At 66.3% G+C, this 14,220-nt stretch carries 14 protein-coding genes; 6 read left to right on the plus strand and 8 right to left on the minus strand.

Going from position 1 to position 14,220, the window contains the following annotated elements; translation table 11 throughout:
- Positions 1-17: 17 nt before the first annotated feature.
- From ACYX7E_RS02290 to ACYX7E_RS02315, 6 genes are all read left to right on the plus strand, one after another.
- Positions 18-344, plus strand: a complete 327-nt coding sequence (locus tag ACYX7E_RS02290; protein ID WP_462078912.1) for a PepSY domain-containing protein — start codon at positions 18-20, stop codon at positions 342-344.
- Positions 344-1,006 carry a response regulator transcription factor gene (locus tag ACYX7E_RS02295; protein WP_462078913.1) on the plus strand — a complete coding sequence of 221 codons (663 nt, stop codon included), beginning with the start codon at positions 344-346 and terminating at the stop codon, positions 1,004-1,006. The genes ACYX7E_RS02290 and ACYX7E_RS02295 overlap by 1 nt, the downstream gene beginning before the upstream one ends.
- Positions 1,003-2,379 (plus strand): sensor histidine kinase, encoded by a 1,377-nt coding sequence (locus ACYX7E_RS02300; protein WP_462078914.1) that lies wholly within the window; start codon positions 1,003-1,005, stop codon positions 2,377-2,379. The genes ACYX7E_RS02295 and ACYX7E_RS02300 overlap by 4 nt, the downstream gene beginning before the upstream one ends.
- Before the next feature lie 207 nt (positions 2,380-2,586).
- Positions 2,587-4,137, plus strand: coding sequence for a phospholipase D-like domain-containing protein (locus ACYX7E_RS02305; RefSeq protein WP_462078915.1), 1,551 nt, complete (start codon positions 2,587-2,589; stop codon positions 4,135-4,137).
- Positions 4,138-4,226: 89 nt separating this feature from the next.
- Entirely contained in the window at positions 4,227-4,556 is a 330-nt protein-coding gene (locus tag ACYX7E_RS02310; protein WP_462078916.1) for a hypothetical protein, read from the plus strand.
- A 30-nt stretch (positions 4,557-4,586) separates the two neighbouring features.
- Complete coding sequence (locus ACYX7E_RS02315) at positions 4,587-5,339, plus strand: pyridoxine 5'-phosphate synthase (protein WP_462078917.1); 753 nt, start codon at positions 4,587-4,589, stop codon at positions 5,337-5,339.
- Between the two features lie 187 nt (positions 5,340-5,526).
- Here the strand turns inward: ACYX7E_RS02315 and ACYX7E_RS02320 are convergent, their stop codons facing one another.
- The 8 genes from ACYX7E_RS02320 to gyrB all read right to left on the minus strand — a co-directional run bounded on the left by ACYX7E_RS02320 (position 5,527) and on the right by gyrB (position 14,219).
- Positions 5,527-5,943 carry an ExbD/TolR family protein gene (locus ACYX7E_RS02320; RefSeq protein ID WP_462078918.1) on the minus strand — a complete coding sequence of 139 codons (417 nt, stop codon included), beginning with the start codon at positions 5,941-5,943 and terminating at the stop codon, positions 5,527-5,529.
- A gap of 1,145 nt (positions 5,944-7,088) precedes the next feature.
- Positions 7,089-7,505: an ExbD/TolR family protein gene (locus ACYX7E_RS02325; RefSeq protein ID WP_462078919.1), complete on the minus strand. Its 417-nt coding sequence runs from the start codon at positions 7,503-7,505 to the stop codon at positions 7,089-7,091.
- A 12-nt stretch (positions 7,506-7,517) separates the two neighbouring features.
- Positions 7,518-7,943 carry an ExbD/TolR family protein gene (locus tag ACYX7E_RS02330; RefSeq protein WP_462078920.1) on the minus strand — a complete coding sequence of 142 codons (426 nt, stop codon included), beginning with the start codon at positions 7,941-7,943 and terminating at the stop codon, positions 7,518-7,520.
- Positions 7,944-7,970: 27 nt separating this feature from the next.
- Positions 7,971-8,723 (minus strand): MotA/TolQ/ExbB proton channel family protein, encoded by a 753-nt coding sequence (locus ACYX7E_RS02335; protein ID WP_462078921.1) that lies wholly within the window; start codon positions 8,721-8,723, stop codon positions 7,971-7,973.
- Between the two features lie 91 nt (positions 8,724-8,814).
- Positions 8,815-9,405 carry an energy transducer TonB gene (locus tag ACYX7E_RS02340; protein ID WP_462078922.1) on the minus strand — a complete coding sequence of 197 codons (591 nt, stop codon included), beginning with the start codon at positions 9,403-9,405 and terminating at the stop codon, positions 8,815-8,817.
- A gap of 132 nt (positions 9,406-9,537) precedes the next feature.
- Complete coding sequence (locus ACYX7E_RS02345; protein ID WP_462078923.1) at positions 9,538-10,743, minus strand: tetratricopeptide repeat protein; 1,206 nt, start codon at positions 10,741-10,743, stop codon at positions 9,538-9,540.
- 124 nt (positions 10,744-10,867) lie between these two features.
- The gene (locus tag ACYX7E_RS02350) at positions 10,868-11,659 is read right to left on the minus strand and encodes a M48 family metallopeptidase (protein WP_462078924.1); all 792 of its coding nucleotides are present in this window, start codon (positions 11,657-11,659) and stop codon (positions 10,868-10,870) included.
- Positions 11,660-11,780: 121 nt separating this feature from the next.
- Positions 11,781-14,219 (minus strand): DNA topoisomerase (ATP-hydrolyzing) subunit B, encoded by a 2,439-nt coding sequence (gene gyrB, locus ACYX7E_RS02355; protein ID WP_462078925.1) that lies wholly within the window; start codon positions 14,217-14,219, stop codon positions 11,781-11,783.
- Position 14,220 lies beyond the last annotated feature (1 nt).

Consider the following 14,220-nt stretch of genomic DNA (forward strand, 5'->3'; position numbering starts at 1 on the left):
CCAGGCAAGCTCGCCCCATGAAAACCACATCCCGCTTCCGCCGAGTCTTCGTCCCGCTGGCGTTCGTCGCAGCGGTCACCCTGCTTCCCGTCGCCGCCGCGCTTGCCGACCGCGACGATCACATCGAGGCCCGAGCACTGTTGCAGCGCGGCGAGATCCTGCCGCTGGGCACCATCCTCGAAGCCGCCCAACGCCGGGTCCCGGGCGATGTCATCGAAGTCGAACTCGAACGCGAGGACAGCGGCTGGGAATACGACGTCAAGGTGCTGACGCCGACCGGCCAGGTGCGCAAGATCACCTTGAACGCACGCAACGGCGTCATCATCAAAGTCAGGGATGATTGATGCGTTGCCTGGTCGTCGAAGACGATCCTGATATCCGGCAGGACCTGGAGCGCACGCTGCAGGCGGCGGGCTTTTCGGTGGACGCTGTCGGCGATGGCGAAACCGCGTGGTATCAGGGCGACGTCGAGGAGTACGACGCCGCCATCCTCGATCTCGGCCTGCCGCGACTCGATGGCCTGTCGGTGCTGCGGCGCTGGCGCGGTGCCGGGCGTACGTTCCCGGTCATTGTGCTGTCCGCGCGCAGCGACTGGACCGAGAAGGTCGAAGGCATCGAGGCTGGCGCCGACGACTACCTCGCCAAGCCTTTCCAGATGGGGGAACTGATCGCACGCGTCCGCGGCCTGGTCCGGCGTGGCGCCGGCCGCGTGTCCAACGTCTTGGTGATCGGCCAACTGCGCCTGGATACCGCGCGCATGACAGCCGTGTTCAACGGCGCACCGGCACGATTGTCGCCGCTCGAGTTCCGGTTGTTGGACTATCTTGCGCACCAGGATGGCCGAGCCGCATCGGCCGATGAACTGGCCGAGCATCTGTACGGCGCCAGCGAGAGCGGCGATGCCAATGCGATCGAAGCAATCGTCGCGCGCTTGCGCCGCAAGTTCGGCGCCGACGTCATCGTGACCCGCCGCGGCTTCGGCTATCTGGTCGAGCCCACCGCGTGATCGCGCGCTCGCTGCGATGGCGGCTGTTGTTCGGCGCGGCGGCGGCGATCCTGGCCGCGCTGGTGGTCGCCTGGCTGTTCATGACGCTGCTGTTCGAACGCCACTTGGAACGCCGGTTGGAGGCCGAGATCACCCGCGATGCGCTGACGCTGGTCGCAGCCATCGGCTTCGGCCCCGACGGCCGTCCGCTGCTGACCTCCGAACCCTCCGATGCACGGATGCTGAAGCCCGCCGGCGGCTATTACTGGCAAGTGTCGACGCAGTCGGGAACGCTGACCTCGCGTTCGCTGTGGGACGAGACATTGGCGGTCCCGCCGGATCCACCGTCCGGCGACTGGCGACTGCGACGCACGTCGGGGCCGTACGAGCAACCGGTCGCGGTGCTCGAGCGCAGCTTGCTGGTCGATTCCGATCATCCGCCGGTCATCGTGCAACTCGCGCAGGACACGCGGCCGCTGCGGTCGGCCCGTGCCGAATTCGGCCGCGAGCTGGCGAGCTTCCTGGTGCTGTTATGGGCGGTGTTGTCCGCGGCCGCGTGGGTGCAGGTCAGCCTCGGCCTACGGCCCCTGCGCGGCGTGCGTGGCGATCTTGCCGCCCTGCAGGACAGTGCCAGCGCCCGCCTGCCGGTCTCGAACCTGACCGAAATCCAGCCGCTGACCGAGGCCATCAACGCGTTGGCCGATGCCCGCGAGCGCGACCTCGAACAGGCACGCCGACGCGCCAGCGATCTGGCGCACGGACTGAAGACGCCGCTGGCCGCGCTGGCCGCGCAGAGCCGGCGCGCACGCGAGGCGGGCGCCGGAGCAGCCGCCGATGGCATGGACCGGGCGGTAGCGGCGATCGGCGCGACCATCGAGGCCCAGCTCGCGCGTGCGCGCATCGCCGTGCGCGGCCCCGCCGTCCGCCGCGTCACCGCGGTCCGCCCCGCCGTCGAGCGGCTGGTCGACGTGCTCGAACATACCGAGAAGGGTGGGCAGCTGGCGTTCGCGATCGATGTGCCGGCGTCGATGTCGTTGCAGATCGAGCCGGAAGACCTGTCGGACATCCTCGGCGCGGTGCTTGAGAACGCGGTGAATTACGCACGCCGGCAGGTGCGGGTCAGCGGCCAGGCCGGCGCCGACGGGACGCGCCTGGTGATCGAGGACGATGGTCCGGGCATTGCCAGCGACCGCGTCGGCCATGCCCTGCTGCGTGGCGGGCGCCTCGACGAATCCGGTAGCGGCACCGGTCTTGGCCTGTCGATCGCGCGCGAGCTGGTGCAGGCCAGCGGCGGCGCGATCGCGCTGTCTGACGCGGCGTCCGGCGGATTGAAGGTGGAATTCAGCTGGACCGCACCGCGCACTGCTCCCAAGCCGGCGACGCCGCGCCGCTGAGCGCCTGTCCGCGCGCCTCGCACCCGGGTCGTCGCCTGCGGCCAAGGCCTTGCGCCAACCTGCGTGCGTCGCAGTGCGACTGTGCCGGCAGGGTGCGAGGACACTGCGCGCAACGAAGCACCGTGCAGCATGCTTTCCGATTCACGTGCATGCGTCTAGCCTAGCGGCGGCTGTCGTCGCCCTTGCGTTGTTCCCTGGAGATCTGCGGTGCTGGATTCGTTGGTGGTGGGTTGGCAGTCGCTGGTCTCCAGTCCCTGGTCGCACTGGGTGCTCGGCGTGGCCTGGGCGCTGTACGTGATCCTGCTGGGGGGCTGGATCATCCTGCAGAAGCGCGAGCCGGTCGCGACGCTGAGCTGGTTGCTGGGCCTGGCACTGCTGCCGTACATCGGCTTCATCGTCTACCTGGTGTTCGGCCCGCAGAAGATCCGCCGCCACCGCCTGCGCCGCGCGCACTCGCGTGCGCAACTGCCGCCCGAGCAGACGCCGGTCGATGACGATGCCGCGGAACTGGCGCGACTGGGGCGGGCGACCACGGGTCTGCCGATGACCACCGCCAGCGATGCGCGCTTGCTGATCGACGGCCACGCCAAGTACACCGCGCTGCTGGCCGACATCGCGCGTGCGCGCCACCACGTGCACCTCGAGTACTACATCTACGCCCCCGACCACAGCGGCGCGGCCCTGCGCGATGCGCTGGTCGAACGCGCCGCCGCGGGCGTGCAGGTGCGGTTGCTGCTGGATGCGGTCGGCGCCAGTCGCGCGCGCCGCTTCTTCGCTCCTCTGCTGGCCGCGGGCGGCGAACTCGCGTGGTTCCATCCGCCGCGGTTCGGGCGGATCTGGCAGCGCACCTGGATGAACATGCGGACCCACCGCAAGATCGTCGTCATCGATGGCCGGATCGCCTACACCGGTGGCATGAACGTCACCGACGAACAGGACGAGCAGCGCCGCAACGACGCCTATCGCGACCTGCATCTGCGCCTGGAAGGCCGTGTCGTCGGCGCCCTGCAGCAGGTCTTCGTCGAGGACTGGGCATATGCCACCGGTGACCGCGGCTTCATCTCCGCGATCGCGCGCAGCCGCGCAGCCGAGGCCAGCGCCATCGAAGCGCGCGCAGTCGAGGCCAGCATCGCGGACGCCCGCCCGGACGAGGACACCGATACCGCCGCCGACACCCGTGACGCAGGCAGCTCCCGCACGAACGACGGCCGCGGCATCCGCACCCAGGTGCTGACCTCGGGGCCCGACTCGCCCTGGGAAGCGATCCATCGCCTGCACGTCGGCGCGATCCATGCCGCCAAGCAGCGCGTCTGGATGACGACGCCGTACTTCGTGCCCGGCGAGGCGGCGATGATGGCGCTGAGTTCGGCGGCGATGGCCGGGCTCGACGTCCGTCTGCTGGTCCCGATGCGCAGCGACTCGCTGCTGGTGACGCTGGCGGCGCGGTCGTACTTCGGGCCGTTGCTGCAGGCCGGGGTCAAGATCTATGAGTACGGCCCACGGATGCTGCATTCGAAGTCGCTGCTGGTCGACGACCATCTGGCGATCATCGGCAGTGCCAATTTCGATCACCGCAGCTTCCGCCTGAACTTCGAGGTCTCGGTGTTGTTCGACGATGCCGGCATTGCAGGCCAGCTGGCCCAGCTGATCGAAGGCGAACTGGCCAGCGCCCCGCGCGTACGCCAGGGCCGGCAGCGCTCGTTGCTGGGTGCGCGCCTGCCGGAGGCGCTGGCGCGGTTGCTGTCGCCGCTGCTGTAGTCGCAGTGCGGCTGCGCAGGCGGCCAGGGGGACCGCGTTCAACGGCGACGAGCAGGTAGACTGTGCGGGTTTTCCACGGGGAAGCGCCCATGGCCTGGTTGCTGTTGTTGCTGTCGCTTGTCGCGTTCGTGATCGCGTTCATCAGCACCTCGGTGGCGCTGTCGGCGCTGTGCCTGCTGGCCGCGCTGATCCTGCTGGTGCTGGGGGTGCTCGGCGTGCTGGCCCAGCGTGTCGGCAGCCGCTCCCGCGACGACACCCTGCTGCTGGATCCGCAGGACCTGCGTCGCCTGCGCGAGCAGGCCGAGGTCCGTCTGCAGACCGCCGGAAGCGATGCGTCGGCGGTCGACGGCGGCGGCGGTGGCGCGGCCCGCGAGCCCATCCACCGCACGGGCGGCACGTCCGGCAACGGCGCTCCCTGATCCCGCACACCTGCACACCCGGACTTCTTCGTGACCACCCAGCTCAGCGTCAACCTCAACAAGATCGCCGTGCTGCGCAATTCGCGTGGTGGCCATGACCCCGACATCCTGCATGCCGCGAACGTCTGCCTCGATGCCGGCGCGCATGGCATCACGGTGCATCCGCGTCCCGATGCCCGCCACACGCGCCACGACGACGTGGTCGCGCTGGCCGCCCTGACGGCGGCGCGGGGCGTCGAATTCAACCTCGAAGGCAATCCGTTCGCTGCCCCGCGTCCGGGCTATCCGGGCTTCCTGGCATTGTGTGAGCAGGCACGTCCGGCGCAGGCCACCCTGGTACCCGATGGCGATGCGCAGCTGACGTCGGACCATGGGTTCGATTTCGCGCGCGACGCCGAGCGCCTGGCACCGATCGTCGCCTCACTGAAGGCGCTGGGTTGCCGGGTCAGCCTGTTCGCGGATGCCGGCGCATCGATCGCCGACGCCGCGCGCATCGGCGCGGATCGGATCGAGCTCTACACCGGCCCGTTCGCGCACGCGCATGCCGATGGCGATACCTCGTCGGTGCTGCAGGCCTGCAGCGCTACTGCACGCGAAGCGCAGGCACTCGGCATCGGCGTCAATGCCGGGCACGACCTGAGCCAGCACAATCTCGGCGCGTTCCTGTCCAACGTCCCCAACGTGCTGGAAGTGTCGATCGGCCACGCGCTGATCAGCGAAGCGCTCGACGACGGCCTGCGCACGACGGTGCAGCGTTACCTGGCGATCGTCGGCGCACGCTGACGTTCCACTGCGATACCTGGCGCACCTCGCCGGGCACGATTGCGGATGGCCGCCCCCATGGCATCATCCCCGCGCCATTGCGTTCGCATGGCGATGCAGGTCCAGCCGGACGTTCCCATCGCGCTTGTGTGTCGAGATCAGCGCAGGGACTCGCGCGAGCCCCCACGCCTGACCTGATCGCGCCGCCTCAGCGGCTGACGAGTCCGATCTTCTGCAGGTCTGCGTTGCGCGCTTCGGCCAGCACCGACGCGATGACCTGGTAATCGCTATCGCCATTGGCGTCGATCTGCAGCAGCGGCTGCTCGGCCAGGGGCCGACGTCCTTCGGTGGCCAGCATGGCCGGCAGGACCGACCACGGCAGTGCATCGCCATTCCAGGTCAACTGGCCTGCGGCATCGATGCGCAGGTCGATGGGGGTCGGTGGCGTGGTCCTCACGACGTCCGGCGAGGGTTGCGGAAGGTCCAGCGGAATCCGGTGGGACAGGGCCGGGGAGGCGATCATGAAGATGATCAGCAGCACCAGCATCACATCGCACAGCGGGATGATATTGATCTCTGCCATCGGCCCCACATCGTTGCCGTCGTTCGTCGCGGAAAACGCCATGTCGCACCTCCTGGTTAGGAATGTTGCCTGGCCGTCTGGACGGTCCGCCTGCAGCGCGGGGCTGGGAGCGGACGCCTCGGGGATGAACCTGCTGGATCAACGCCGTGACACGGCTTGACGTTACGCCTGTCCGGGCCGCCTCGACAAGCCCTGGAGTGCCGTCCAGAAAATGTCGCTGTTCGTGCCTGTGTGTCCTTCCACTGACAGGCCGGGGGATGAGTAGTCTGCAGAGACGTGCAGCCGCGACGAAGCCAGCAGCGGCGATCCGCTTTGGCTTTTTTTTCCAAGCTAAGTACAGCGGACACTTTGTCGGCTTCGGGGCCGCCTCGCCCCTTCCGGGAATTGCTGCTCGGCTCGGTCAGCCATCCATGGCCCGCTCTCCGCAATGCATCGTGCCGGTCGTGGTATCGAACCGATACAGGCGCGACTCGATGTCCACGCGCATGCCTCCCGGCCGGGGCGACGCACTGGTGTTGGATGGGCCGATGTCTTTGATGGAGGAGCAGGTGTCGACAGCCTGCCAACGCCGCAACCCTGACGCTTGCGGCAGTGGCGTGTCGGGCGGAGGTTGCGCCAAGCACGCCATGGATGGCGTGCGCCCGAGTCAGGGCAGGATGCCCTGACCGAGGGAAGAGCAACCACAGCCCGACACGCCACTTCAAATCCGGGTTCAGTGAATCTGCTCTTCTGCTTTTCTGCTTTTGAGCTCTATCTTTACCGGGGCTGAGGGCAACGGCTTGGCTTGGTCGGCATCGGAGGCCACATCGCCCCGTCCAGGAATTGCTCCTCGGCTCGGTCAGCCCGTGCCGCTGTGCGACCCGGCGAAGCGGGTCGGGCAGAGGCTGCGCCAAGCACGCCATGGATGACGTGCGCCCGAGTCGGGGCAGGATGCCCTGATCGAGGGAAGAGCAACCGCAGCCCGACACGCCGCTGCAAATCCGATACCGGTGATCCTGCTTTGCAGCCGCAGTCTTTCTCCCCGACCAGCAGAAGCACGCACATCGGCAACGGAGGGAGACGTTGGATGCCAGAGATCGGACGAAGCGCCAAAAAAACGCCGCCCAGAGGGCGGCGTTGAAAGGTGAAACCAGGTAAGCCCCCAGAAGGCGCTGCAGGCGACCCCCCGGGTTTTACGGTTGTACGTATTACTTGCGGACGAAGCCGATCTTCTGCATCTGCGCGTTCTTGGCCTCGGCCAACACCTTGGCCAGCACGCCGTAATCAGCGTCCTCGCTGGTGTCGATCTCCAGCGTCGGCTGGTTGGTCGGGTCACGCTGGACTTCCGATTCCATCATGTTGCGCAGCGCCGACGCGGGCGTCGGGCTGTCGTTCCAGAACACCTGGCCGGCACCGTCGATGCGAAGCCTGATCGGCTCCGGCGGATCGACCGTGGTCGGTGGCGGGTTCAACGAACGCTGCGGCAGGTCGATGTCGATCGGATAAGACAACTGCGGTGCCGTCACCATGAAGATGATCAGCAACACCAGCATCACGTCGCAGAGCGGAATGATGTTGATGTCGGCCATCGGTGCGCCGTCATCGCCACCTGAACTGAATGCCATGTTCCGTCTCCGTTAGTTGCTTTCGCGGGTAGCCACGAAGCCGACCTTGCGCATGCCCTGGGCCTGCGCAATGTTGACGACCTGGTTCACCACGCGATACTTCGTCGTCGAATCGCCGCGGATGTTCACCGGCGGCTGAGGCGTTTTCTGTGCCTCAACCGACAGCGCGCTTTCCAGCAACTCAATCGTGACCGGTTGGTCATTCAAGTAGATGCTGCCTGCCTCCGTGATCGCAATGGTGACGGGGGGTGCCGGAGGCGCTTTGTCCGGACGTTCGTCCAGATTCGCCTGCGGCAGTTCCACCTTCACCTTGTGCGCCATCAGTGGTGCCGTGACCATGAAGATGATCAGCAGCACCAGCATGACGTCCACCAGAGGGACGATGTTGATCGTGGCATTGACCTTGTCATTCCCGCTGCCACCAGAGCTGAAAGCCATATACGGACTCCGTCAGTCGCGTTGGGATTAACGCTGGGTCGCGTCGCCGACGCGCGAACCGGTCGCGAAGAAGTCGTGCAGGTCGTGAGCGAACGTGTCGAGCTTGTTGTTGGTGCCGCGGTTCAGGCGCACGAAGAAGTTGTAGCCAAGCACCGCCGGGATCGCGACGCCCAGACCGATCGCGGTCATGATCAGCGCCTCGCCGACGGGACCAGCCACCGCACCGATGTCGGCCTGGCCGCTGGCGCCGATGCGGATCAGGGCGCGATAGATGCCCCACACCGTACCGAGCAGACCCACGAACGGGGCGGTCGCACCGACGGTCGCGAGGACGGTCAGGCCGTCTTCGAGCTTCATCGACTCGCGGGTCACGGCCTGACGCAGGGCGCGATCAACGAACTCCGAGCGGCTCAGCGACTCGACCAGACGCGAACCTTCGTGGCGCTGGTGGTGGGCGGCAGCCTGGGCGGCGTCAAGGGCGACCTTCGAGAAGGGTTCGCTCTTGGGCTGCTCTTCCATGAAACGGATGGCGTCCTGCGCGTTCGCGGTTTCCCAGAACGTGCTGGTGACGCGATCCGAAGCGCCGCGCAGACGGGCGTTCTTGATGGCGTTGAAGATGATCCAGTAGATGGACATGGCCGACATCGTGACGAGCACGATCAACACGACCCAACCGACAGCATCCATGTGCTGGAGCATGTCGGCGAAGCCCATCTGTTGCAGAGCTGCAGCGTTGTTGCTGGCTCCGGTCACGGGGGCGTTGGTTGTTTCCTGCAGCATGACGCTTACCTTTTAGATGTTGTGATTTGGGTGTTGTAGAACATTTTGACGCTGGGTGTAACGAAACGCTGTAACTGTTCGAACGGTCCGATCAACCGAGGTTGAAGTCCACCGGGACGCGGACGCGACCTGCGGCGGGCTGGCCGTTCTTGACCGACGGGTTGAAGCGCCACTTGCGGGCTGCATCCATCGCGGCGCGATCGAGATCGCGGTTGCGGCTGGACTTCTCCACTGACACGTTGGTCACGTTGCCCTGGGCGTCGACGTCGACGATCAGGATCACGGTGCCCTCGATGCCGGCACGCATGGCGGCGGGCGGGTAACGCGGCGGATTCATGCCCTTGGACGAGATGTCGACGCTGGCGCCGATGTCTGCGACCGCTGCGGGCGGCGCCGGCGGCGCCGGCGGCGGCGCCGGCGTATCGACCGGCGACGGATCGTCGAAGATCACCGGCGGCTGTTCCGGCGGCGGTGGCAGCGGGCTCGGCTGCGGCGGTTCGATGATCACCACGCCAATCGTCTTCTCTTCGTCCTGGGCAGCACCCGGGGGATTCACCGGCGCAAGCAACAGCATCAGCGCGGCGGCATGGAAAGCGACCACCAAGGTGAAGCCGGCGATTCGCGCCCAGTTCAGACCTTCGTCTTCGTCGTTCTTGTCGGTCTTCGGCAAGTGTTGCGTCATGCGGGAAACTCAAGTCTGGCTGGACGCCTAGGCGCCTTGGGTGTTGTTGAGCCGCTACCCGTTTCCGGGGCGGGAACCTTGAAGCTTATACCAATCAAGCAATGATGTACCAACGCTAACTACCAATAAAAATCACTTTCCGGGCCTGGCGAGAATATCTCGCGCTTCCTTGGGGTTCTTGATGCCCTTGTCCAGCGCCTGCTGCGCCGCCTGCTTGGCTTCGGCGATGCGATCTTCATTGGCCAGGACCTTGGCCAGGTTCAGATACGCCTCACCGTTCTCGGCCAGAGGCGCCGCCTTGCGGTAGTTCTCGATCGAGGGCTCGATCTGCTCGGAGAAGTAGTACGCCTGCGCCAGTGCGACGTAGGTCTGATAGTCGGGCTTGAGCACGCCCTTCTCGAGGCCTTCGTTGAGCACGGCAATCGCTTCCCGCTCCTTGCCGTCCTGGCCCTGGTACAACGCAGAGAGGTTGCGATAGTCGCGGTCTTCGGTCAACTGTCCGGCTGCGCGCAGGCGTTCGTAGACTTCGATCGCCTTCGCGTCCTGGTCGCTCTGCAGGTACATCGCCGCAAGGTTGATCTGCGACTGGCGATCGGACGGCGACTTCGACGCGAGCTGCTCGGCCAGCGCAGTGGCCTCGGCGTTCTGGTCGGTGTCGGCATACGCCGCCATCAGCATCTGCACCCACTCGCTCTTGGGCTCGGGCGTGCCTTCGACGATCGACTTCAGGATCGGCACCGCGTCCGCCGGGCGGTCGAGGCGGTAGTAGACGTTGGCCTTCAGCGCGAGGTCGTTGGCGCTGGTCGACTGGCTCTCGTTGAAGTAGCGTTCGATGATCGGCAGCGCTTCGTCGTACTTGTCTTCCTGCATCGCCAGCTGCGCGGTGATCAGCATGGTCTCGAAGTGATCGTTGTTGTTCAGGCCATCGAACTCGAGCGCCTGCTTCAGGTACGTCGCGGCCTTGGCATCGTCTTCGTTGATCAGCACCGCGCCGGCGATGCGCGCGGAGATCGCGCGGTCATAGGCGTTGGCTTTTTCGTCGGCGATGATTTCCTGCGCGATCGGCTCGACCTTTGCGGCATCCTGTTCGTCGTACGCCTTGAACAGGCGCTGCAGCTTAGGCTGCATGCGCGACGACGGCTTCGCCTCGGGTTCCTTGCGGGTCGCGTTGGGGTACTTGTTTTCCTGCTTCGCGGTGGCGCTGTCCCCGCCGCGCTTGTTGCGGCGCTCTTCGGAGCGCTGCTGCGCCGACTGCGCGACCGCCACGGTGGTGCTCATCATCAGCACGCCGGCAATGGCGGGTGCGATCAAGTGGCGGAAGGGAGACAGCTGGGGCATGACGTTCACCTTTGTTCGTTGCGGATGCCGCCTTGGCGGCTGGTCGGAAGAGGGAAGCGGGCGGTAAAGCTAGCAGATATCGCCAGCCACTCGCCATGGGGTCTAGGTGGATCGAGTCGGAATGTCAGCCACAGCGTGGCCGACGGCCGGCTGCCCGCGCCTGCTCGAAGTTGGGCGTCAGCTGGGAAGCGCGCGATTGCAACTCGCTGATCCGGCTTTCCGGATTGGGGTGGGTGGACAGCCACTGCGGCGGGCGGTTGCCGCCGGCGGCGATCATGTTCTGCCACAGCGCCACGGCGGCGGCGGGGTCGAAGCCCGCGGACGCCATCATGCGCTGGCCGACGACGTCGGCCTCGCTCTCCTGGGCGCGCGAGCCCGGCAGCAGGAATCCGGTCTGCGCGAGCATGCCGCCGCCCTGGGTCGCCAGGTCGCCGTAGTTGCCGGCCAGTGCACCCAGCAACTGGACCACACCGGACGCGCCCATCTGGCGGGTGATACGTTCGTCGTGATGGTTCTCGACCACGTGGCCGATTTCGTGCGCCAGCACGGCCGCCAGCTGATCCTGGGTCTTGGCGACGGTGAAGATGCCGGTGTTGACGCCGACCTTGCCGCCAGGCAATGCGTAGGCGTTGGGTTCCTTCTCGGCGAAGACCGCGGTTTCCCAGGCGATCCTGCGCTGTTCTGCCGGCAGCTGGGCGACGAGGGCGTCGACCACGCAGCGCACGTAGCTGTTCTGCTTGGCGTCAGTGCTCAGCGGACCCTTGCTCTTGGCCTCGGCGAACGCCTGCGCACCGAGCTGGTTCAGCTCGGCCTGCGACATTCCTCCGACGATCTGCTTGCGGCCAGTCGACGTGGTCGTTGTGGCGCAACCGGCCACCACGGCGACGATGACGCACGCCAGGATCACTTGCTTCATGACAGTCCCTCTCTCCAGAACACCGAGTTTGGCGAGGAACGTCTTAAATTTTCGTCAAACCGTCAGCCGGCTGTCACGAAAACCTGCTGGCCTCGTCGGCGAAGGCCAGCATTCTGCGCATTCAGATATCCAGGTTGGACACCTTCAGCGCGTTGTCCTCGATGAAGGCCCGGCGCGGTTCGACGACATCGCCCATCAGCGTGCTGAAGATCTGGTCGGCCGCGACCGCATCCTCGATCCGCACCTGCAGCAGGCGGCGCGTTTCCGGGTTGACCGTGGTTTCCCACAGCTGCTCGGGATTCATTTCGCCCAGGCCCTTGAAGCGCTGGATCTGGCGGCCCTTCTTGGCTTCCTCGAGCAACCAGGCCTGCGCCTGGGCGAAGCTGGACACCGGCTGCGCGCGATTGCCGCGGACGATCTGCGCGCCGTCGCGCACCAGGCCATGCAGCAGCGCCGCAGCCTCGCGCAGCGGACGCAGGTCGCCGCCCTCGAACACCGACAGCGGCAGCACCTGGATCATTTCCACGCCCATGTGCGTGCGCGTGACCAGCAATGCCGGCGGCCTTGAATCGGTGGCGGGCTGCAGGTCCAGCGCGTAACGCGGGCGACCGTGGCCAGGCACGTTGAGCCGGCGTTCCAGCGCTTCGAGTTCGTGGCGCTCGTCGGTATTGGCGACCAGGCGCGCGGTATCGAGCGGCGTGAAGTCGATCAGCGCTTCGAGCAGCTGCGGATCGTAGCGATGGGCGTTGCGGGTGATCGCCTCGCGCGCACCGGCATACGCCAGCAGCAGCTTCTCCAGCGCGGCGCCTTCGATCGGCGGCTCGCCATCGGCGGGGATCAGTACCGCGCCCTCGACGGCATTGCCGGCCAGATACGCGTCCAGCGCGGCTTCGTCCTTCAGGTACAGCTCGGTCTTGCCCTGCTTGATCTTGAACAGCGGCGGCAGGCCGATGTACACGTGGCCGCGCTCGATCAGCTCCGGCATCTGCCGGTAGAAGAACGTCAGCAGCAGGGTGCGGATATGCGAGCCGTCGACGTCGGCGTCGGTCATCAGGATGATGCGGTGGTAGCGCAGCTTGTCCGGGTTGTACTCGTCCTTGCCGATGCCGGTGCCGAGCGCGGTGATCAGCGTGCCGACCTCGGCGCTGCCGAGCATGCGGTCGAAGCGCGCACGCTCGACGTTGAGGATCTTGCCCTTCAGCGGCAGGATCGCCTGCGTCTTGCGGTTGCGGCCCTGCTTGGCCGAGCCGCCTGCGGAGTCACCCTCGACGATGAACAGTTCGCTGAGCGCCGGATCCTTCTCCTGGCAATCGGCGAGCTTGCCGGGCAGGCCGGCGATATCCAGCGCGCCCTTGCGGCGGGTCAGGTCGCGGGCCTTGCGCGCAGCCTCGCGGGCACGCGCGGCGTCGACGATCTTGCCGGCGATGGAACGAGCCTCATTGGGGTGTTCCTGCAGGAACTCCTCCAAACGTGCACCGAACGTGCTCTCAACAACCGGCCTGACCTCGGACGAAACCAGTTTCTCCTTGGTCTGCGACGAGAAACTCGGATCGGGCACCTTGACCGACAACACGGCAATCATGCCTTCGCGCATGTCGTCACCGGACAGCGCGATCTTGGCCTGCTTGGCGATGCCGTTCTGTTCGATGTAGTTGGTCAGCGTGCGCGTCAGCGCCGCGCGGAAACCGATCAGGTGGGTGCCGCCATCCTTCTGCGGGATGTTGTTGGTGAAGCAGAACATCGTTTCCTGGTAGGCGTCGGTCCACTGCAGCGCGACGTCAACGGTGATGCCGTTCATTTCGCCGGTCACCGAGATCACGTGCGGGTGCAGCGGGGTCTTCAGCTGCGCCAGGTGCTCGACGAACGAGCGGATGCCGCCCTCGTACTGGAAGACGTCGCGGCGGCCTTCGCCGCGGTCGTCGATCAGGGTGATCTTGACGCCGGAATTGAGGAACGACAGCTCGCGCAGGCGGCGGGCCAGGATGTCGTAATGGAACTCGATGTCGGAGAAGGTCTCGACCGCCGGCCAGAACTGCACCAGGGTGCCGCGCTTGTCGGAGGGTTCCAGCTGCACCAGCGGCGCAACCGGTTCGCCCATCGCGTATTCCTGGTGATGGTGGAAGCCGTTGCGCCAGATATCCAGCGTCAGCTTGCGCGACAGGGCATTGACCACCGAGACGCCGACGCCATGCAGGCCGCCCGAGACCTTGTAGCTGTTGTCGTCGAACTTACCGCCGGCATGCAGCTGGGTCATGATGACCTGTGCCGCCGAGACGCCCTCTTCCTTGTGGATGTCGACCGGGATGCCGCGACCGTTGTCGAACACCGAGACCGAGCCATCCTCGTGGATGGTGACGATGACATCGTCCGCATGCCCGGCCAGCGCCTCGTCGATCGCGTTGTCGACGACCTCGAAGACCATGTGGTGCAGGCCGGTGCCATCGTGGACATCGCCGATGTACATGCCCGGGCGCTTGCGGACCGCTTCGAGGCCACGCAGCACGGTGATCTTGCTGGAATCGTAGGTGGAGTTGCTGCTGGTCGTGGTTTCTTCGGACATT

Source organism: Luteimonas sp. RIT-PG2_3 (genome assembly GCF_054902115.1).

Excerpts from the sequence above, each read along its gene's own strand:
- ACYX7E_RS02290 (WP_462078912.1), top strand. The coding sequence starts at position 18 with ATGAAAACCACATCCCGCTTCCGCCGAGTCTTCGTCCCGCTGGCGTTC.
- ACYX7E_RS02295 (WP_462078913.1), top strand. The coding sequence starts at position 344 with ATGCGTTGCCTGGTCGTCGAAGACGATCCTGATATCCGGCAGGACCTG.
- ACYX7E_RS02310 (WP_462078916.1), top strand. The coding sequence starts at position 4,227 with ATGGCCTGGTTGCTGTTGTTGCTGTCGCTTGTCGCGTTCGTGATCGCG.
- ACYX7E_RS02320 (WP_462078918.1), bottom strand. The coding sequence starts at position 5,943 with ATGGCGTTTTCCGCGACGAACGACGGCAACGATGTGGGGCCGATGGCA.
- ACYX7E_RS02325 (WP_462078919.1), bottom strand. The coding sequence starts at position 7,505 with ATGGCATTCAGTTCAGGTGGCGATGACGGCGCACCGATGGCCGACATC.
- ACYX7E_RS02330 (WP_462078920.1), bottom strand. The coding sequence starts at position 7,943 with ATGGCTTTCAGCTCTGGTGGCAGCGGGAATGACAAGGTCAATGCCACG.
- ACYX7E_RS02335 (WP_462078921.1), bottom strand. The coding sequence starts at position 8,723 with ATGCTGCAGGAAACAACCAACGCCCCCGTGACCGGAGCCAGCAACAAC.
- ACYX7E_RS02340 (WP_462078922.1), bottom strand. The coding sequence starts at position 9,405 with ATGACGCAACACTTGCCGAAGACCGACAAGAACGACGAAGACGAAGGT.
- ACYX7E_RS02345 (WP_462078923.1), bottom strand. The coding sequence starts at position 10,743 with ATGCCCCAGCTGTCTCCCTTCCGCCACTTGATCGCACCCGCCATTGCC.
- ACYX7E_RS02350 (WP_462078924.1), bottom strand. The coding sequence starts at position 11,659 with ATGAAGCAAGTGATCCTGGCGTGCGTCATCGTCGCCGTGGTGGCCGGT.
- gyrB (WP_462078925.1), bottom strand. The coding sequence starts at position 14,219 with ATGTCCGAAGAAACCACGACCAGCAGCAACTCCACCTACGATTCCAGC.